19 protein-coding genes, 1 tRNA gene and 1 pseudogene are annotated in these 18,328 nt (G+C 67.1%); 9 read left to right on the top strand and 12 right to left on the bottom strand.

Annotated elements, in window-relative coordinates; translation table 11 throughout:
• Window positions 1–74: 74 nt before the first annotated feature.
• The 8 genes and pseudogenes from E3T40_RS08940 to E3T40_RS08910 form a co-directional block, all read right to left on the bottom strand.
• On the bottom strand, window positions 75–413 hold the full coding sequence (locus tag E3T40_RS08940) for a hypothetical protein (protein ID WP_104171093.1): 339 nt from the start codon (window positions 411–413) through the stop codon (window positions 75–77).
• 79 nt (window positions 414–492) lie between these two features.
• Window positions 493–636 carry an ANTAR domain-containing protein gene (locus E3T40_RS08935; RefSeq protein ID WP_134543168.1) on the bottom strand — a complete coding sequence of 48 codons (144 nt, stop codon included), beginning with the start codon at window positions 634–636 and terminating at the stop codon, window positions 493–495.
• 103 nt (window positions 637–739) lie between these two features.
• Window positions 740–856 (bottom strand): annotated as a pseudogene (locus tag E3T40_RS17590) (hypothetical protein); the annotation flags it as partial.
• The gene (locus E3T40_RS08930; protein WP_134543167.1) at window positions 850–1,128 is read right to left on the bottom strand and encodes a hypothetical protein; all 279 of its coding nucleotides are present in this window, start codon (window positions 1,126–1,128) and stop codon (window positions 850–852) included. The pseudogene E3T40_RS17590 and the gene E3T40_RS08930, both read right to left, overlap by 7 nt.
• 254 nt (window positions 1,129–1,382) lie before the next feature.
• On the bottom strand, window positions 1,383–2,108 hold the full coding sequence (gene mtnN / locus E3T40_RS08925) for a 5'-methylthioadenosine/S-adenosylhomocysteine nucleosidase (RefSeq protein ID WP_104194407.1): 726 nt from the start codon (window positions 2,106–2,108) through the stop codon (window positions 1,383–1,385).
• A complete protein-coding gene (locus E3T40_RS08920; protein WP_104171090.1) occupies window positions 2,105–2,557 on the bottom strand; it encodes an S-ribosylhomocysteine lyase in 453 nt (150 codons plus the stop codon). The genes mtnN and E3T40_RS08920 overlap by 4 nt, the downstream gene beginning before the upstream one ends.
• Window positions 2,558–2,645: 88 nt before the next feature.
• Window positions 2,646–2,718: transfer RNA gene (locus tag E3T40_RS08915), tRNA-Val, on the bottom strand.
• 71 nt (window positions 2,719–2,789) lie between these two features.
• Window positions 2,790–3,257: a peroxiredoxin gene (locus E3T40_RS08910; RefSeq protein ID WP_134543166.1), complete on the bottom strand. Its 468-nt coding sequence runs from the start codon at window positions 3,255–3,257 to the stop codon at window positions 2,790–2,792.
• 256 nt (window positions 3,258–3,513) lie between these two features.
• Between E3T40_RS08910 and aceE the strand changes: the two genes are divergently transcribed.
• From aceE to E3T40_RS08880, 6 genes are all read left to right on the top strand, one after another.
• Complete coding sequence (aceE, locus tag E3T40_RS08905; RefSeq protein WP_104194406.1) at window positions 3,514–6,240, top strand: pyruvate dehydrogenase (acetyl-transferring), homodimeric type; 2,727 nt, start codon at window positions 3,514–3,516, stop codon at window positions 6,238–6,240.
• Between the two features lie 8 nt (window positions 6,241–6,248).
• On the top strand, window positions 6,249–7,454 hold the full coding sequence (locus E3T40_RS08900; RefSeq protein WP_104101895.1) for a CdaR family transcriptional regulator: 1,206 nt from the start codon (window positions 6,249–6,251) through the stop codon (window positions 7,452–7,454).
• Between the two features lie 105 nt (window positions 7,455–7,559).
• Window positions 7,560–8,486, top strand: coding sequence for an ACP S-malonyltransferase (locus E3T40_RS08895; RefSeq protein ID WP_104171088.1), 927 nt, complete (start codon window positions 7,560–7,562; stop codon window positions 8,484–8,486).
• A gap of 12 nt (window positions 8,487–8,498) precedes the next feature.
• Complete coding sequence (locus E3T40_RS08890) at window positions 8,499–9,503, top strand: beta-ketoacyl-ACP synthase III (RefSeq protein WP_104171087.1); 1,005 nt, start codon at window positions 8,499–8,501, stop codon at window positions 9,501–9,503.
• 64 nt (window positions 9,504–9,567) lie between these two features.
• Window positions 9,568–9,816, top strand: a complete 249-nt coding sequence (locus tag E3T40_RS08885) for an acyl carrier protein (protein ID WP_104171086.1) — start codon at window positions 9,568–9,570, stop codon at window positions 9,814–9,816.
• 90 nt (window positions 9,817–9,906) lie between these two features.
• Window positions 9,907–11,142, top strand: coding sequence for a beta-ketoacyl synthase (locus tag E3T40_RS08880; protein ID WP_104101886.1), 1,236 nt, complete (start codon window positions 9,907–9,909; stop codon window positions 11,140–11,142).
• A gap of 93 nt (window positions 11,143–11,235) precedes the next feature.
• On the opposite strand, the gene E3T40_RS08875 is transcribed toward E3T40_RS08880, so the two are convergent.
• A complete protein-coding gene (locus tag E3T40_RS08875) occupies window positions 11,236–11,757 on the bottom strand; it encodes a DUF3145 domain-containing protein (protein WP_104194405.1) in 522 nt (173 codons plus the stop codon).
• A gap of 231 nt (window positions 11,758–11,988) precedes the next feature.
• Here E3T40_RS08875 and E3T40_RS08870 point away from each other — a divergent pair, with 231 nt between their 5' ends.
• Window positions 11,989–12,573 (top strand): PadR family transcriptional regulator, encoded by a 585-nt coding sequence (locus E3T40_RS08870; protein ID WP_166786609.1) that lies wholly within the window; start codon window positions 11,989–11,991, stop codon window positions 12,571–12,573.
• A gap of 51 nt (window positions 12,574–12,624) precedes the next feature.
• On the opposite strand, the gene E3T40_RS08865 is transcribed toward E3T40_RS08870, so the two are convergent.
• Both E3T40_RS08865 and E3T40_RS08860 read right to left on the bottom strand, forming a co-directional pair.
• Window positions 12,625–14,400, bottom strand: coding sequence for a bifunctional 3'-5' exonuclease/DNA polymerase (locus tag E3T40_RS08865; protein WP_233194034.1), 1,776 nt, complete (start codon window positions 14,398–14,400; stop codon window positions 12,625–12,627).
• A 58-nt stretch (window positions 14,401–14,458) separates the two neighbouring features.
• Window positions 14,459–15,148: a phosphoribosyltransferase gene (locus tag E3T40_RS08860; protein WP_104194403.1), complete on the bottom strand. Its 690-nt coding sequence runs from the start codon at window positions 15,146–15,148 to the stop codon at window positions 14,459–14,461.
• 229 nt (window positions 15,149–15,377) lie between these two features.
• On the opposite strand from E3T40_RS08860, the gene E3T40_RS08855 reads away from it, so the two are divergent.
• Together E3T40_RS08855 and E3T40_RS17585 are read left to right on the top strand one after the other, a co-directional pair.
• Entirely contained in the window at window positions 15,378–16,043 is a 666-nt protein-coding gene (locus E3T40_RS08855; RefSeq protein WP_134543164.1) for a hypothetical protein, read from the top strand.
• Between the two features lie 44 nt (window positions 16,044–16,087).
• Entirely contained in the window at window positions 16,088–16,303 is a 216-nt protein-coding gene (locus tag E3T40_RS17585; protein WP_134543163.1) for a hypothetical protein, read from the top strand.
• Window positions 16,304–16,672: 369 nt separating this feature from the next.
• Here E3T40_RS17585 and E3T40_RS08845 read toward each other — a convergent pair whose 3' ends face one another.
• Window positions 16,673–17,560, bottom strand: a complete 888-nt coding sequence (locus E3T40_RS08845; protein WP_134543162.1) for a hypothetical protein — start codon at window positions 17,558–17,560, stop codon at window positions 16,673–16,675.
• Between the last annotated feature and the right edge of the window lie 768 nt (window positions 17,561–18,328).

The raw sequence follows: 18,328 nt of genomic DNA, 5'->3' as shown, positions 1-18,328 counted from the left end.
GGCAGAACGGGGTCTACGATGTCGCGCGACGATCCGACAGAACAGGGCCGAAAGTCCCGGCGTCGGTCAGGACGTCAGTAGTCGAACTCGTCGAACTGTGGCGAATCCAGGCCGTCGCCCGTCCACGAGGCTCGGCCCGAGGCCGTGCCGACCAGGGCCTTATGGCGGAGAGTGTCCACCGTCTCCGGCTCCAGCAGCTCTGACCGTGCGGAACCGGCAGTAACGCAGACCAATTGGCCGGATCCGCCGATCAGGATCTGGATGCGACCAAGCAGGCCGGTCTCTTTGACGATCGGGATGTCGACGACATCGACCTGGGGACGGAGACTCAACGCCTCGGCATAGTGCATGACGGCATCCGCAAGGTCATCGCCCGTGATGACCGATCCGCCGGGGTGAAATAGACGCTTCATGGTAGACCCCTGATTGTTCACGAAATGGACATGTGCAGCCAGGGTCTGGGGCATATTCCGATTCTAGACCGTGCGGGGTTTATAGGTCGAGGGTTCGGTTCACAACCTGTTCGGCAACCTCGACCAGCCGCTGGCCGTTGTCGCGGGCATATTGACGCAGGATCGCGAAGGCCTCTTCCATGTCGACGGTGTGGGTGAGAGCGAATTCTTCGCGCCACAACATCGTCCGCTACCTCGCGGACCGTGCGCGCGTGGGAGAACGCGTAGCCCTGGAGGATCAGGAGGGCATCCGAGGCTCCCACGTTCAACTGGGCCAGTACCATCCCCGTCGCCTGGTGCACGAAGCGACGCGAGTAGCCCTCGTCGGCGTCAGGGTCCGGCTTCACCGTATGCTCGAGCAGGACGCGCCGAGGCACCTGCCGGGCGGCGATCACGATCAGCATCGTGGCGTCGCGATCTCAAGTCCGGTCAGGGTGCGGGGGCGGCGGGAGTACAGGTCAACCGCTCCGACGTCCAACGTTCCGACGACCATCGGGAACGCGAACACGGTTTCGGTGCCGAACGGTGCGCCGAGGGTGGAGATCGCCACGCCGGTGACGGGCAGCACCCGCAGGAACGACGAACACAGGTGCGTGCTGTTCAGGTGCGCGTTGGGCAACTCCTCGACGGCGAGGCCGAACGATTGACGGTCAGACCGGGACATGACGACGTTCACCCCCCCCTGGCATCCGTTACTCGGGTCGAAATTACTCGCATCGAAGTCGCTCGCGCGTGAGTGTGAACGGTGCCTTCACGACCACTCGGCTCCGCGGGAAAGCAACGATTATTCCGCGGCGGGCAGCGACTTTCTCAGTCACGCCGTTTCCAGCGTGTCGCGCGGAACCCGGCTCCGCAGAGCGATTAAAGAACCTGCGTCCGACCTTTGCACGCACCGAGGATCGGTGACGGCCGGATGGGGCGTAGGCCGAGTCAGTCGGCGAACCTGCGCAGCATCTCCAGTACGACCGCGGCCGAGCGGTCGGCCGCGTCGTCGATGTGGGTGAGGTGATCGTCAATCGGTCCGCACAGGTCGGAGATGCCGCGGACCGCCACGAACGGTACGCCATAAGCGAAGCAGGTTTGAGCAGCGCCCACGGATTCCATGTCGGTGGCGAGAACCCCGGGGAACAGCACGCGGAGGCTCTCTGCGCGCTCCATGCTTACGAAGGCGTCGTTGGAGACCAGCAGCCCGCGGCGCACGACCAGCGCCGATCCGTCGGGCATCCGGGCAGCCGACTCGGCGCCGCGCAGCGCCTCAGTCGCGCCCTCGTAGCGAGCCGGCATGCCGGGCACCTGGCCGAGCGCGTACCCGAAGACGCGTGCGTCAGCGTCGCTGTTGAGGTATTCGCTCCCGATGACCACCTCGCCCACCCGCACCTGGGCACCCACCCCGCCGGCCGAACCCGCGCTGATCACCAGCGGCGACGCCTCGGGGTCCTCGGCGCGCACAAAGAGGAGTGCGGATGTCGTCCCACCGGCCGCGTTGACCAGCCCGATGCCGCTCTGCACGAGCAGCACTTCACGCCCGGCCAGGGTGAGGCGGTGCCGGCGGGCCCTGCCGATGGCGACCGGCGGCGCGGAAGCGGTGGCCGCCGCCAGGAACGGAGCGGCCTCCTCCTCCATCGCGACCAGAATGATCGCGTCGACGGTCGTCATGCGGTGACGGTGGCCCAGGCGCCGCGGGCGGCCAGGAAGACCTTCACGGCGTCCTGGGCGGCTGCCAACGAGTGGTTGGCTCCCCACCCGCACTGAACCTCGTTGGCGGCGGGCACCTCGGTGGCGCCGAGGATGTCGGTCATGGTGGCCTCGATCAACTCGAGGACCTCGGCGTACTCCGGCTGCCCCTGCAGAATGAGGTAGAAACCGGTTTGACAGCCCATCGGCGAGAAGTCGATGACTCGGGTGGAATGGTTGCGGGAGTGCTCGGCGAAGAGGTGCTCGATCGAGTGCACTGCCGGCATCTCCAGGTGAAGGACGTTGGGCTGGGTGAAGCGCACGTCGTACTTCACGATGGTGTCCCCCTGCGGCAGCATCTTGGTATCGGCCAGGCGCACGTAGGGTGCGACAACCGTACGGTGATCGAGGTTGAACGATTCGACGTTCATGCGTGGCTGATTCACGTGTTCTCCCTGGAAACTGTCGTGGCACTCGGCTGGGGCTCGTTCGCAACGGACGTGATCAGGGGGTTATGTGTGGGCCCTACCGGGCTCGAACCGATGACATCCACGGTGTAAACGTGGCGCTCTACCAACTGAGCTAAAGGCCCCTGACGCAACGGCCGGTGAAGGCCGTGGTCCATCATACAGATTCTGCGCGCCGGGTGGACCGCGGCCGGGTTCAAGCCGGCTGGAGTTCGCCGATCGCAGCCCGGTAGGCCTCCAGCGACCGGGGCTCGCCCGGCGCGGTGATGAAGCTGGCCCGGATGATCCCCTCAAGGTCGATCAAGAACGTGGCCCGGTTCGCAAAGCCCTTTTGCTCGAGGAACACCCCGTATTCCTTAGCGACCGCACCGTGCGGCCAGAAGTCGGCCAGGAGGTCGAAGGTGTACCGTTCCTGTTCCCCCCAGGCACGCAGGGCGTGACGGGAATCGACCGAGATGCCGAGCAGTTCCACTTCATTGGCGACGAACAACGACAGGTTGTCCCGCAGCTCGCACAGCTCGCCACTGCAGATTCCGGAGAACGCCAGGGGGAAGAAGACCAGGGCGACCGACTTCTTCCCGCGGAACTCGCTGAGCTGCACCCGCTCGCCGAACTGGTTGAAGAGCTCGAAATCAGGAGCCTGGGTGTCATTTTCCAACGCCATGGAGCGCTTCCTTTCGTGCGCCCACGGGAACGATGCAAGGCGACGCCACAGCCTAGCCCCGCCTCCTGCCGGAACCAAGATGAGCGTCCCGAGGGACCCTCGATTCCCGGCCCGAACGGCGCTCACCGACCGCGCACAAACCGAAGGCAAAATCTGTAGGCTTGCGTGGTGCCATCGGTCGTGATCCGACCGTCATCCGGCACCGCTAACTTGGCAGGTTCGCTTCGATGGTCTGCCCAACAGAGAGAGGTCGAGTGTGACTGTCAACGACCAGGACCCGTATTCGGTTAACAGCACGGATGCGGACCCGGAGGAAACCGCCGAATGGTCGGAATCGCTGGACGCGCTCGTATCGGCCCACGGTCACCAGCGTGGTCGGGAGATCATGCTGACGCTCCTGAAACGCTCCAAGGAACTGCACCTCGGCGTGCCCATGGTGCCGACCACGGACTACATCAATACCATCGCGGCCGGCAATGAACCCGACTTCCCCGGCGACGAAGACATCGAGCGCCGCTACCGCGCCTGGATACGCTGGAACGCCGCCGTTCTCGTGCACCGTGCTCAGCGCCCCGGCATCTCCGTCGGCGGCCACATCTCGACCTATGCATCCTCCGCTGCCCTCTACGAGGTCGGCTTCAACCACTTCTTCCGCGGCCAGGACCACCCGGGCGGCGGAGACCAGATCTTCATCCAGGGCCATGCCTCCCCCGGAACCTACGCGCGGGCCTTCCTCGAGGGCCGCCTGAGCACCGACCAACTCGACGGATTCCGCCAGGAGAAGTCCCACGGCCCCAACGGGCTGTCCTCCTACCCGCACCCGCGACTGATGCCGGAATTTTGGCAGTTCCCGACGGTCTCCATGGGACTCGGCCCGATCAACGCCATCTACCAGGCGCAAACCAACCGGTACCTCACCAACCGCGGGATCAAGGACGCCAGCGACCAGCAGGTCTGGGCGTTTCTCGGCGACGGCGAGATGGACGAGGTCGAGAGCCGCGGGCAGCTGCAGGTTGCCGCCAACGAGGGTCTCGACAACCTCAATTTCATCGTCAACTGCAACCTCCAGCGCCTCGACGGCCCGGTACGCGGCAACGGCAAGATCATCCAGGAACTAGAAAGCTTCTTCCGCGGCGCCGGCTGGAACGTCATCAAGGTCGTCTGGGGTCGCGAGTGGGACGAGCTGCTCTCCCGCGACACCGATGGCGCCCTGCGCGACCTGATGAACGCCACCCCCGACGGCGACTACCAGACGTACAAGGCCGAGAGCGGTGCGTACGTGCGCGAGCACTTCTTCGGCCGCGACCCCCGCGCGCTCAAGCTCGTCGAGGGTTACACCGACGACGACATCTGGAACCTCAAGCGCGGTGGCCACGACTACCGCAAGGTCTACGCGGCATTCAAGGCCGCATCCGAGCACAAGGGCCAGCCGACCGTCATCCTGGCCAAGACGGTCAAGGGTTACGCCCTCGGCCCGAGCTTCGAGGGCCGCAACGCGACCCACCAGATGAAGAAGTTCACCCTCGACAACCTCAAGACGTTCCGCGACAGCACTCACATGCCGATCACGGATGCCCAGCTCGAGGAGAACCCCTACCTCCCGCCGTACTTCAAGCCGGACGAGGACGATGAGGCGATCCAGTACCTGCATGAGCGCCGCCGCGCGCTCGGCGGGTACGTGCCGGAGCGTCGCAGCAAGTACACGCAGATCACCCTGCCGGGCGACGCGACCTACGCTCCCACCAAGAAGGGTTCCGGCACGCAGGAGATCGCGACCACGATGGCCTTCGTGCGGCTGCTCAAGGAACTGCTGCGCGCCAAGGACTTCGGACACCGCATCGTGCCGATCATCCCGGACGAGGCTCGCACCTTCGGCATCGACGCGTTCTTCCCGAACGCCAAGATCTACAACCCCAGCGGCCAGCAGTACACCTCGGTTGACCACGCGCAGCTTTTGGCGTACAAGGAGAGCCCGCAGGGCCAGATCCTGCACGTGGGGATCAACGAAGCCGGCGCGATGGCTGCCTTCACCAACGTGGGCACGTCGTACGCAACGCAGGGTGAGCCGCTCATCCCGATCTACGTCTTCTACTCGATGTTCGGCTTCCAGCGCACGGGCGACGCCATGTGGGCCGCGGGCGATCAGATGACCCGCGGGTTCATGATCGGCGCCACCGCCGGACGCACCACCCTCACCGGTGAAGGCCTGCAGCACGCCGACGGCCACTCGCCGCTGCTGGCCTCGACGAACCCCGCCGTGGTCTCGTACGACCCGGCCTACGGCTACGAGATCGGGCACATCGTGCGGTCGGGACTCGAGCGGATGTACGGAGGAACGCACGCCGACCCCAACGTCATGTACTACATCACGGTCTACAACGAGCCGCAGGTACAGCCGCGCGAGCCCGACGACGTGGACGTGGACGGCATCGTGCGCGGCATCCACCGCGTCAGCGCGTCCGATGTGTCGGGTCCGAAGGCGCAGCTGTTGGCCTCCGGCGTCTCCGTGCCCTGGGCACTCGAGGCCCAGGCCCTTTTGGCCGAGGACTGGGGAGTGTCCGCCGACGTCTGGTCGGTCACCTCCTGGGCCGAACTGCGTCGCGATGGCATCGCGGTCGAGGAACACAACTTCCTCTACCCGGACGACGCGCCGCAGATCCCCTATGTGACGGAGAAGCTGGCCGGCACCGCCGGACCGTTCATCGCCGTCACCGACTTCATGCATGCGGTGCCCGATCAGATCCGGCAGTTCGTGCCCGGCGACTTCGCGACCCTCGGCGCCGACGGGTTCGGTTTCTCCGACACCCGCCCGGCGGCCCGCCGCTACTTCAAGATCGACGGACCGTCGATGGTGGTGCGCGCACTCGAACTTCTCGCTCGCCGTGGCGAGGTCGACCGCAGCGTCGTCGGCCAGGCGATCGCGAAGTACCGGTTGCACGACGTAACGGCGGGAACTACCGGTTCCGCCGGGGGCGAGAGCTAACAGCCCCCGTGGCACCCACACCGAAGACGAAGGAACAGACGCTCAGCTGGCTGCGAACGATATCCGGGGAGCTTTCCACGGCGACGCTGAAGCGTCTCGAGGACACGCTGCCCTGGTACGGCGATATGCCGCCCGGGCGGCGTTCCGCCGTGGGCCTGGTCGCCCAGGCCGGGATCACGTCGTTCATCTCGTGGTTTGACGACCCGCGGTCCACCCCCTGGATCGCGGCCGACGTCTTCGGTGCCGCTCCGCGTGAACTGCTGCGCTCAATCAGCCTGCAGCAGACCCTGCAGCTAATTCGCGTCACCGTCGAGGTGGTGGAGGAGCGGGTCAAAGACGGCGGGGAAATCCTGCGGGAGGCCATCCTGCTGTACTCCCGCGAAATCGCCTTCGGCGCGGCGGATGTCTATGCCCGGGCAGCCGAGGCACGCGGCCTCTGGGATGTACGCCTCGAGGCCCTGGTCGTCGACTCGATCCTGAGCGGCGAGTACGACGACGAACTGCCCAGCCGGATCGCGGCCCTCGGCTGGCACGGGCACGGCGAGGTCTGCGTGCTCGTGGGCACGACACCCAAGATGCTCGACGTCGACCAGCTGCGTCGCTCGGCCCGCCACATGGCCGCCGACGTTCTGATCGGGGTGCAGGGCAACCGGCTCGTCCTGGTCATCGGCCGGGCCCACCCGTCGCCGACCGAGACGGATGACGCGATCGGCACGGCCTCCGCCCTCAGCTTCATGGAGATCGCGGTGCAGCTCGAGCCGAGCTTCGGCGCCGGCCACCTGGTGCTCGGCCACGAGGTGCCGAATCTCGTCGACGCGTCCAAGAGCGCTAAGGCCGCCTTGGCCGGCTTCGCCGTGGCGCGCTCCTGGCGCAACGCCCCACGCCCTGTACAGGCGGACGATCTGCTCCCCGAGCGGGCGCTGGCCGGTGATCCGCTTGCCCGCGCCACGCTGATCCACCGGATCTACCGCCCGCTGCAGGCGCATTCGACCGAGCTGCTCACCACACTCTGGTGCTACCTGGACAACGGTCGCTCCCTGGAAGCCACCGCCCGGGAACTGTTCGTACACCCGAACACCGTGCGCTACCGCCTGAAGCGGGTGTCAGAGGTCATCGGCTACGACGCCACGGGCGCCCGTGAGGCCCTCATCCTGCAGGCCGCCCTGATCATCGGGTCGATCAGCGACCACGACGGCTCAACACGCCGGCGTTAATCGCGGCGTCAGAGGTGCCGAACTAACGAGATTCGACAAACACTCCGCAAATAGTTGGTGGATCTCCGACACGTCCGCAACAAACGAGGTTGGGAGACTGGATCAATGATTGTTGTCGTCTGCCCCGGTCAGGGCTCACAAACTCCCGGTTTCCTCGAGCCCTGGCTTCGGAACCCCACTTTCGCCGCCGGCCTGGACGAGATCTCCGCGGCCTGCGGAATTGATCTGATGCGCCACGGCACCGTGAGCGACGCCGACACCATTCGGGACACCCGAATCGCCCAGCCGCTGATCGTAGCCGCCGGACTCCTCACGTTGAACGCACTCCTCGCCGACGGACGGCGGGAGCGCATCACCGGTATCGCCGGTCACTCGGTGGGCGAGATCACCGCCGCAGCCGGCGCAGGCATCCTCAGCGCGGCGGACGCCGTGCGTTTCGTGCGCGAGCGCGGCACCGCCATGGCCGAGGCCGCGGCGCTGGAGCCCTCCGGCATGAGCGCCGTGCTGGGCGGCGATGAGACCGAACTCCTGGCCCGCCTCGACGAACTCGACCTCGCGCCGGCCAACTTCAACGGTGGCGGACAGATCGTCGTCGCCGGCTCCCTCGCGGCTCTGGCCGCTCTCGGCAAGAACCCCAATCCGCGCACCCGGGTGATTCCGCTGCAGGTGGCTGGTGCATTCCACACGCGGTATATGCACCCGGCGGTGAAGCACCTCACCCGTGTCTCCGCGCTGCTCGCGCCCGCCGATCCCACGCTTTCGATCTGGACGAACCGGGACGGCAGCGCGGTGTCCAACGGTGCCCGGTTCGTGGAGTTACTGGTTGATCAGGTGTCCTCGCCGGTACGGTGGGATATGTGCATGCGTTCGTTCGCGGATGCCGGCGTGACCGGAATCATTGAGGTCGCACCGGCCGGGGCTCTTGTCGGCCTCGCCAAACGTGCCCTCAAGGGCGTGCCCAGCATAGCGATCAGGACGCCGGACGACCTGCCCGCTGCGTTCGACCTGATCGACCAGCAGAACCTAGTCTGACCGAAAGAGAATATGTCCAAGCCAACACTCCAGCAATCGCACGGTCCCCAGTACACCCGGATTCTCTCGATCGGCGCCGCCCGCGGGGACCTAGTCGTGCCCAACGACGACCTGGTCGGTCCGATCGATTCGTCCGATGAATGGATCCAGCAGCGCACCGGCATCATCACCCGCACCCGAGCGAGCCAGGACATCCAGGCCGTCGACCTCGCGACGGATGCCGCCCGCGAAGCCATAGAGAGGTCCGGCATCCAGCCGCACCTGATCGACGCCGTCATCGTGGCCACGATCAGCAACGGCCGGCAGACACCGTCCATTGCCGCCGTGGTCGCCGATCGGGTCGGCGCCAACCCCGCCGCCGCCTACGACGTCAACGCCGCCTGCGCCGGATACACCTACGCCGTGGCGCAAGCCGATTCCCTGATCCGCACGGGCACCGCCCACTACGCGCTCGTCATCGGCGCCGAGAAGCTGTCCGACCTCGTCGACCCCACGGACCGCAGCATCTCGTTCCTCCTCGGCGACGGCGCCGGCGCCGTCGTCATCGGCCCGAGCGACTTCCCGGGGATCGCACCCACCGTGTGGGGATCCGACGGGTCCAAGGCCGATGCCATCACCATGAATCACACCCTGCAGGAATACCGACGCGGAGAATCCGAATGGCCCACCCTGCGCCAGGAAGGCCAGACGGTTTTCCGCTGGGCCGTCTGGAACATGGCGAAGGTGGCTAAGGAGGCTCTCCAGGTCGCGGGAATCGAGAGCGACCAGCTCGCCGCTTTCATCCCGCACCAGGCCAATATGCGCATCATCGACGAGTTCGCCAAGCAACTGAAGCTTCCCGACTCGGTCGTCATCGCCCGCGATGTCGCCACCACCGGGAACACCTCGTCGGCGTCGATCCCGCTGGCCACCCACCGTCTCCTGGAAGAGCACCCCGAGCTCAGCGGTGGCCTCGCCCTCCAGATCGGCTTTGGAGCAGGACTGGTGTTCGGCGCGCAGGTCGTCGTGCTTCCCTAGATTTCACTCAACTCCCCTCTAAACTGAATCTCGGTCATACGAGACACCCCCAAGGAGAAATAACATGGCATTGTCCACCGAAGAAGTTCTTGCCGGCCTGGCCGAACTCATCAACGACGAGACTGGCATCGCGACCGACACAGTTGAGATGGGGAAGTCATTCACCGATGATCTGGACATCGATTCCATCTCGATGATGACCATCGTCGTCAACGCCGAAGAAAAGTTCGACGTCAAGATCCCCGACGAAGAGGTCAAGAACCTCAAGTCCGTCGGCAACGCTGTCGACTTCATCGTCAAGGCTCAGGTCTAGTCCACAAATGAACAGGCCGGTCGGCATCTGCCGACCGGCCTGATCTGTGGGTGATGCCCACGTTTGCACGCCTCACGGAGAGTTAACGTTATGACCAAAAAAATCGTTATCACCGGCATCGGTGCGACCTCCCCTCTCGGCGGCACGGCCGCCGACAGCTGGTCGGCCCTGCTCGCCGGCGAATCGGGGACGAGCACGCTAGACCACGAATGGGTGGCCCGGACTCAGCTCCCCGTGACCTTCGCCGCCCAGGCCAGGGTTCCATCCGTCGACGTTCTGGCCCGCCACGAGACGAAGCGTCTCGACCCCTCCAGCCAGTTCGCGTTGATTGCCGGGCGTGAAGCCTGGGCGGATGCCGGCTCCCCCGAAGCAGACCCCGAACGGCTGGCCGTCGACTGGGCCACCGGAATCGGTGGAGTCTGGACCCTTCTCGACGCGTGGGACACCCTCCGCGAACGCGGTCCGCGCCGCGTGCTGCCGATGACCGTGCCCATGCTCATGCCGAACGGCCCGGGAGCGGCCATCGGAATGGACCTTCACGCCCGGGCCGGAATCACCACGGTTGTGTCCGCGTGCGCCTCGAGCACCGAGTCTCTCGTGAACGCCTACAACCGCCTGCAGGCCGGGCTCGCCGACATCGTCATCGCCGGTGGCTCCGAGGCCGCAATTCACCCGCTTCCGATCGCATCCTTCGCTGCCATGCAGGCCTTGTCCAAGCGAAACGACGACCCGGCCACGGCGTCGCGCCCCTACGACATCACCCGGGACGGCTTCGTTCTCGGTGAGGGTGCCGCGGCGCTCGTCGTCGAGACGGAAGAACACGCCAAGGCCCGCGGCGCGCGCATCTACGCCGAGCTCCTTGGTGGTGCCGTGACCAGTGACGCGTACCACATCACCGCTCCAGACCCCGATGGCACGGCTGCGGCCCGCGCGATGATCACCGCGATCAGGAATGCCGACGCGAGCCTGGCGGATGTCTCGCACATCAACGCGCACGCGACCAGCACTCCGGTCGGGGACATCGCCGAGTACAACGCACTGCGCCGCGTGTTCGGCGACCTGCTCGACGGAATCCCGGTGTCGGCGACCAAGGCTTCCACCGGTCACCTCCTCGGTGGTGCCGGGGCGATTGAGGCCCTGTTCACGGTTCTCGCTCTGGCCAAGCGCATGGCCCCGCCGACCATCAACCTGCTGAACCAGGATCCGAGCATCCCGCTCGACGTGGTGACCATGCCGCGCACGTTGCCTTCCGGCGATCTGCTGGCCATCAGTAACTCGTTCGGTTTCGGCGGTCACAACGCCGTCGTGGCGTTCCGGTCGGTCTAGCTCCACCCGGCGGAAAACCCGCCTGCACCGGGATGGCCCCGACCGGCACCGGTCGGGGCCTTCCCGTGTTCGGGAGCGACCTTGCGCTGCACGTCAGCCCACCTGGTGCAACCACACGACCGAGTTGAAATCGCCGGCGTGCCGGAACGGTTCGAGCTCGTCGTCCCAGGCCTGCCCGAGCGTAATGCGGAGCTGCCGGTGGAGCTCCAGCGCGTTTGCCCCGGCCAGGTCCATGGCGTGGCGCAGCCGGTCCTCCGGGATAACGACGTTACCGGCCGTGTCGGTCTGGGCGAAGAAGATGCCCAGGTCGGGGGTGTGCAGCCAGCGCGCCCCATCGGCGCCGAAACCGGCGTCCTCGGTGATCTCAAAGCGAAGGTGGTCCCACCCGCGGAGCGCCGACGCGAGCCGCGCCCCCGTACCGCAGGCGCCCTCCCACTGGTACTCGGCCCGCTGCGCTCCGCGGAGCACGGGCTGCTCAGACCAGTCGAAACTGACGGGCACGCCCAGGGCGCGACCCACCGCCCACTCCACATGGGGACTCAGAGCGCGAGGCGAAGAATGCACGTAAATGTAGCCGCGCGCAGTCGCTTCCTGCCGAGCGTGTGTAGCCACCATCGTTTCTCCCGTTCTGTGAGGTGCGTCTTCCCCAACGACCTCTGAACGAAACAATGCGGCGTGCTGTGAACTTATCGAGAACTTGAACCTATGACCAACGGTCGACGCACCGCGCAGGCGCTGCATCCATGAATTATGCCTCAGCGACCCCTGCGATCACAAGACTCGAGCCGGGACCGGATCTCCGTTCGCTATACTCAGTATGGTCATACCTTGGCCACCGGAGGTCCCATGTCTGTTCGCAGCTGCCTGCTGGCGATCCTCACGATCGGTCCGGCCTATGGCTTCCAGATTCATGGCGAGCTGGAGTCTCGAACGGCCGGTCGGCGGGCGGTCAACGTCGGGCAGATCTACGGCACTCTTGAGCGGCTGGTGAAACAGGAGGCCGTTGAATCGGCCGGCAGCACCGCAGACGGCCTACCGCTGTACCGAATCACCGCGCTCGGCCAGGCCGAGGCGCTCCACTGGCTGGCCGATACCGAGAGCGCTCCCGGCAACGAGTGGAGCGACCTGGTCGACCGGGTCCTGATCGCCGTCTCCCTCCCTGATCCTCAGGTGCTGGGCATCGATGCGCGCGGCATCGTTGCCCGGTACCGCCAGCGGTGGCAGTCAAGCACCGAGACTGCGACCATGGACGCCGCGGCCACGGGCGCGGAGCGCTTGGCGGGCGCCGCCCGGGCCGCGCTGTCCGCCGCTGCGCTGGACTGGCTTCGGGACGTCGACGCGCTGCTCGAGGACGGCCACGCCGCGGGTTTTCGGCACGGTCTGAACGACGTGCGGCCGAAGCGCGGACGACGACCGGCATCCGTCCCCTGACCTGGACGACACGCACCGTCGGAGCTGCCGTCGCCTCTGCAGGGGTCGCACCTACTTCGCCTGCGCGTAGCTGTCGACCGTCGCAACGGTGAGCAGGAAATCGACCGGGAAATCGCCGAACAAGTGCCGGCCGGCGGTATCCGCCGCGCGCCGGATGATCTCCTCGACGGTATCTGCCAGCGCGGCGGGCGTGTGCACCATGACCTCGTCGTGCAGGAAGAAAACCAGGTGCGGGGCCCGGTCGAATTCCGACCCGGAGGCACCCTGGGCCCCCTGGGCACCCTGGGGCAGCATTCGCAGTTCCCGGCGCACCTCCGCCATCCAGCACAGCGCCCATTCCGCGGCGCTGCCCTGAACGATGAAATTGCGGGTGAAGCGGCCCCAGTCTCGCGCCTGACTGCGGGCCCGGCGCTCGTCGGCATCCGTCGCCCCGGGGTCGTAGGCCTTGGCCTGGGTGGCCAGCCAGCGTTCCCCGGGCCGCGGGGAGGAACGCCCAAGCCGTGTCGTCACGCTCTCGCCGCGTTCCCCGGCGCGTGCGGCCGTTTCGGTGAGGGCCAGTGCCCTCGGAAAGGCCTTCGCGAGCCGGGGCAGGAGGCGCCCGCTCTCCCCGCTGGTGGCGCCGTACATGGCCCCGAGCATGGCCACCTTGGCGTGGTCGCGGGTCTCCACGACGCCCCCGGCGACGATCCCGGCGTACAGGTCCGTTCCCCGGCCGGCCTGGGCCATGGCCGTGTCGGCCGACAGGGCGGCGAGGACGCGCGGCTCGAGCTGCGCGGCGTCCGCGACCACGAGCTTCCAGCCCGCATCGGCGACGACTGCGCCGCGCACCTGTTTGGGCAGCTGCAGGGCTCCCCCGCCCCGAGTGGCCCAGCGGCCCGTCACCACCCCGCCGGGGATGTACTCGGGATGGAACCGGCCGTCGACGATCCAGGTGTCCATCCAATACCAGCCGTTCGCGCTGAGCAGCCGGGCCAGCTTCTTGTATTCGAGCAGCGGATCGATCACAGGGTGGGTGAGCTCCTTGAGCTCCCAGGCGCGGGTGGACGTCACCTTCAGGCCGACCTTCTGCAGTGCCCGCATCAGGTCGGGCTGCGAGTCGGGGTTGAGACCGGGTTCGCCAACGGCGTCACGGATGCGCCGAGCGAGGTTTTCGAGGCGTTCGGGCCGGATGCCCGGGGCGACGCGGGGGCCGAGTTCGCGGGTCAGCAGAGCGTCGTGCACGTCGGTGCGCCACGGCAGGCCGGCGAACTGCATCTCGGCGGCGATCAGCGCCCCGGCCGATTCCGCGGCGAGCAGCAGGCGGAGGCGGCCGGGCTCCGCAGATGCGCGGACCGCGTCGAGCTGGCGCCGGTATTCCGCCTGCGTACCGAACCCGGCGGCCGCGCTGCCGGCGTCGCGGCCGGTCACGCCGTCGGCGGCGGTCTCGGTGTCGCTGCCGGCGGCGCTGTCACCGTCGCTGTCGAACAGGTCGAAGAGTGTAACCCCGGATGCGGACGCGGCCGGTTCGAAGGCCACCGCCCGATCCCAGCGGCTCGGCTCCGCCCGGGCCAGCGCGCTTGCCTGGGTCAGCGACGACTGGCGCAGGATCGCGTGGCACAGGCGCAAGTCGTGGGCGCGGTGCACCCTGATTCCGGCCGCCAGGAGCAGCGGGTAGATGCGGGCCGTGTCCTCCCACACCCAACGGGGCCGGTCTCGCTCCTGACCGAGCACATAGCCGGGGAATTCGTGTGAAGGCAAACGGAGTGCGGGCCCCGCGACGTTGCCCTCGGCGTCGAGCGACAGCACGAGGATCTCCCCGTTTCCCGTTCGACTCGCCAGAAGGTGCACCTGCCCATTCTGCCGGTTCGGGACCGTGCCGGCGGGAAAAGCATCCGTCATATGACCGTCAGTTCGTCCGGCCGTCTGTCGGTGGAGTGGCGTCGGCCTCAGCCCACGCCTCCTGCAGCAGGGCGACGGTCTCGTTGTCTGAGAGTTGGTGGAAGTCGGTGTAGAAGGGCCCGATTGCCCACAACTCCTGCGGGGCGTGCAGCACGACGATGACATCCGCATACTGCCGCATCTCCCCGAGCAGCTCGGCGGGTGCGACCGGGACCGCGAGCACCGTGAGTGCGGCGCCCTGCCGTTTCAGGGCCGCGAGGGCTGCCTTGGCCGTGGCTCCCGTCGCGAGGCCGTCGTCCACGACGACGGCGACACGGCCCCGCGGACTGATCTGCGGGCGGTCATCGAGGTAGAGGGTGCGACGTCGTGCGATTTCGGCCAGCTCGCGACGGCGGGCTTGGGCCAAACCCACCGAGTCGCCCCCGGTGGCGGCGAACACGTCCTCATTGACGATCGCCTGCGGACTAGCACCGTCGACGACCGCCCCCATCGCGACCTCCGGATAGCCCGGGGCCCCGATCTTGCGCACCAGGATGAGGTCCAGCGGGGCTTGCAGGCGCCGAGCGACCTCGATCGCCACAGGCACACCGCCCCGCGGGAGGGCGTAGACCACCGGGTCGTGCGCCTCAAGCTCGGTCAGTCGTTCGATCAGTGGTTCGGCCAGCAGTCGGCCGGCCTCGCTCCGATTCGTGAACATGAGGCTCCCACCCGGCGAATACCTTTTGCGGGTCCGCCTAGACCGATTCTGCCGCCGACCCTCGGCTTTGTCGAGGGCCGCCCGGGGCTCAGGCGCGGCGACCCGATTCGAGCTGACTTGCACACATGCCACTTCGGTGGTCCCGGGCACTGGACGCGTCCGAAGACCGAGGGCAGACTCGGGTCAACCAGAACACTCACGGCACCATCGAACGGAACCTGGATCAGCTGTGTATCGACGACTCACCACCCTGATTGCCGCGACCGGGCTCACGGCCGGGATCGCTCTCCTGCTGACGCTCGGCACCGTGATGCCGAGTGTGACCCGCGTCTCCGCCGACGAGTGCCCGGGCGGAACCGTGCCGATCGTCGATGTCGACGGGGAGACACAGTGTGTGGCCCTGACCGAGGGTGAAACCACCCCCGGACCGACACCGACTCCGCCGCCCCCTCCCACCCCCACTCCGACCAAGCTCCCCTCGCCACCACCTGAGGAACCCGCCACCACTCCCCCGGCAGAGCCGGCCCCCTCGGCCGGGCCACAGTCCACGCCGGCTGTCGTTCCACCGTCGGCGACGGCGGCGGCACCGTCGGAAGCCCCACCTGCCGAGAACGTGGATCCAGCCCCGACCTCTGCTCCCGCTCCAGGCGAGCGCGCAGGAACGACCAACGAACCGGAGAACACCAGCACGCCGACTCCGGCGATGATGCCCACGGAGCCGCCCGCGAACGGCAACATCACCGGCGTGATCGTGCGCGGCAACGGGCCCAGGCTGCTCTGGGGCGTCGCCGTCGGGGCATCCGCATCGGGGTTGCTGGCCGCGCTCGTCGCCTTCTACCTGGTGTCGGTGCGACCGTTCTTCATCGCACGCAGACGGCCGGGAGCACTCGGCTGACTCGCACAGGTTTTTTTGGCGCCGACCGGGTCAGCCTGATGTCGATGACGAACGCCTACCGCGGCCGGGGCGCTGTGCGGTACGCCGGCCTGGCCCTGGCCCTGGCCCTGGCCCTGAGCCTGTCGGGCGAGATGATCGACGCGATCGCCAAGCAGCCATGGCGCATCGTCGCGCGCGACTTCCGCCGCGCCGTCGACGAGAGGCCGAGCTGGCCGCCGACGTGCGGCGGTCGGATCAGTGTGACCTGCTGGTCGACCTGACCGCCAAACTCGACCGGCTCCCCCGGTATTTCTCCGTGAACCCCGGCAGGGTCATCCTCGCCGATGCGTCACTGCTGGATGGCACCCCGGTGCAGGGGTCCGGCATGGGGAGGTGATGCCCGACTGTCTCCGTCACCCGGGAGAATCTGTGGGACCTGCGTGAGGTCGCTCGCCAGAGTCAGCGGCGTGCGGGGGCCCCGGCTCGCGCACCGCGCACGACGATCGACGCGGGGGCCCTCCTCAACGCACACTGAGCCTTCCACCCGTTCGACTGTGGAGCAGCAAGGAGCATGACCGTCCACCTCGACCTGTGGCTCACCCCCCGAATCCGTTGCCCGGTCGGGTCAGGTCAGGTCAGGTCAGGTGCGGTCAATACCAGTTGTTGGTCACGGAATGCGCCCAGGCTCCGCACGGGGTGCCGTACCCGGCCTTGATGTAGCCGAGACCCCAGGAGATCTGCGTCGTCGCGTTTGTGGCCCAGTCGGATCCGGCCGTGGCCATCTTGCTCCCGGGCAGGGCCTGAGGGATTCCGGTGGCGCCGCTGGGGTTGTTGGCCGTGTACGACCAGCCGGATTCCTTGTTCCAGAGCTGTACGAGGCAAAAGAACTCGGACTCACCCCAGCCGTACTTCGAGGCTGCCATCGCCCGGGCCGTCGCCTTTGCCTCGGCGGGCGTGTTGTTGCCGGCGACGGGCTGGGACTCAGCAGCTGGAGCAGAATCGCGCGCCGCATCCGCGGCCGCGGCCTGGGCGTCCGCCTGACCCTGAGCCTGAGCGGCAGCCTCGGCCTGGGCGCGAGCGGCCTCGGCGGCGGCCGCTGCTGCGGCCTCCGCGGCGGCTCGGTCTACCTCGGCCACAGCCGAACGGGCCGTGTCGACCGCCTCCTGAGTCTGTTCGGTGAGCTCGATGACGGTGTCCGTCTCCAACGACTTGTAGTCCCCGAGCGCGGCAACGGATGACGCTAGTGGGGTCGGATCCACCTTGTTCGCCATGGCCGTGATCACCGTTCCGGCGTCACTGAGGGTGCTCTCCGCTCGGTCATGGGCGGTTTTTGTGGCTATGGCGGAGTAGACGCTGAGCTGCTCGTGATGCAAACCGGTGCTTTCGGAGAGCTCCGTCGTCGCGGCGATGCCGGCAGGACTAACCGCGGATGCCTGTGACACCGCACCGATTCCCATGATCAGGCCGAGGAGACCGAGAGCTGCTCCGGTGCCGACAGCGACGGATCTGGTGCGCGAACGTTTACGTTTGGCGTTCATTTCTCGCCGGGCGGTCAGGGGTGAACGGGGTGAAGCAGAGCGCATGACTTCCAAATGTGATGCGGCCGGGCTACACGATTCTCGGCGCACCTTGATCGGTGGACTCGCGGCCAGATGTAGCCGCGTTGACGAATCCCCCGGCTTGCACTCATTTTCTGGACAGATGCTCCGTTGTAGCTGGCAAAGTCATCCGTACTTGGCCGCCACCGATGCCGGTGCACGTCGGTAGGCTCGAGTCAGGACAACTCGTTGTCCGCGTAACGGGGGTGGTACAGGTGAACTCCGGCAGCTTTGTTTTGAGGGAACTTTAGGTGTGGAGTTCGCAGCCCTAAGCTCTCAGCCTTCCGTCAGGCGCCGCTCGGCTTCGCGACGTCACAGCCTCGCTCAGGCTTTGGGTGCCTCTCACCGTGGTCGTCGGTACTTCGCTGACCCGGCGTGATGCGCTGCCAGACCGGTCGCGGCATGTCCAGGCTGGAGATTGTGACGGATGCCACGCTCGAAGCGAAATACGGGGTGCACCCGATGCAATAAGTTGCCCGACTTCGATGCCCACATGCGGGTGAGCACTCGCGGACAGCCGGTGCGTTGATCACGACTTTCTGTTGGCCGCCGTTGGTGATCAGGTCTCTGACCGCGAGCACGTCCGGTCTGGACCGGTCGGGCCGCCGCGGACGGGCCGGGCACGGCATCCGCTTCGAGGCTCTCCAAAAGGGCGACAGGGGGCAAGCTCGGTGGAGATCAGCAGCGATCAAGAACACTTGTTGGAGG

The sequence above is a fragment of the Cryobacterium sp. TMT1-19 genome (genome assembly GCF_004403055.1).
Classification (GTDB): domain Bacteria; phylum Actinomycetota; class Actinomycetes; order Actinomycetales; family Microbacteriaceae; genus Cryobacterium; species Cryobacterium sandaracinum.
This window is presented reverse-complemented; position numbering and strand designations above follow the sequence as displayed.

What these genes read in the sequence shown, in the direction of transcription:
- E3T40_RS08890 (WP_104171087.1), top strand. Translation starts at nt 8,499, where the DNA reads ATGTCCAAGCCAACACTCCAGCAATCGCACGGTCCCCAGTACACCCGG.
- E3T40_RS08870 (WP_166786609.1), top strand. Translation starts at nt 11,989, where the DNA reads ATGTCTGTTCGCAGCTGCCTGCTGGCGATCCTCACGATCGGTCCGGCC.
- E3T40_RS08935 (WP_134543168.1), bottom strand. Translation starts at nt 636, where the DNA reads ATGTTGTGGCGCGAAGAATTCGCTCTCACCCACACCGTCGACATGGAA.
- E3T40_RS08860 (WP_104194403.1), bottom strand. Translation starts at nt 15,148, where the DNA reads ATGTTCACGAATCGGAGCGAGGCCGGCCGACTGCTGGCCGAACCACTG.
- E3T40_RS08895 (WP_104171088.1), top strand. Translation starts at nt 7,560, where the DNA reads ATGATTGTTGTCGTCTGCCCCGGTCAGGGCTCACAAACTCCCGGTTTC.
- E3T40_RS17585 (WP_134543163.1), top strand. Translation starts at nt 16,088, where the DNA reads ATGACGAACGCCTACCGCGGCCGGGGCGCTGTGCGGTACGCCGGCCTG.
- E3T40_RS08885 (WP_104171086.1), top strand. Translation starts at nt 9,568, where the DNA reads ATGGCATTGTCCACCGAAGAAGTTCTTGCCGGCCTGGCCGAACTCATC.
- E3T40_RS08920 (WP_104171090.1), bottom strand. Translation starts at nt 2,557, where the DNA reads ATGAACGTCGAATCGTTCAACCTCGATCACCGTACGGTTGTCGCACCC.
- E3T40_RS08940 (WP_104171093.1), bottom strand. Translation starts at nt 413, where the DNA reads ATGAAGCGTCTATTTCACCCCGGCGGATCGGTCATCACGGGCGATGAC.
- mtnN (WP_104194407.1), bottom strand. Translation starts at nt 2,108, where the DNA reads ATGACGACCGTCGACGCGATCATTCTGGTCGCGATGGAGGAGGAGGCC.
- E3T40_RS08845 (WP_134543162.1), bottom strand. Translation starts at nt 17,560, where the DNA reads ATGAACGCCAAACGTAAACGTTCGCGCACCAGATCCGTCGCTGTCGGC.
- E3T40_RS08875 (WP_104194405.1), bottom strand. Translation starts at nt 11,757, where the DNA reads ATGGTGGCTACACACGCTCGGCAGGAAGCGACTGCGCGCGGCTACATT.
- E3T40_RS08910 (WP_134543166.1), bottom strand. Translation starts at nt 3,257, where the DNA reads ATGGCGTTGGAAAATGACACCCAGGCTCCTGATTTCGAGCTCTTCAAC.
- E3T40_RS08880 (WP_104101886.1), top strand. Translation starts at nt 9,907, where the DNA reads ATGACCAAAAAAATCGTTATCACCGGCATCGGTGCGACCTCCCCTCTC.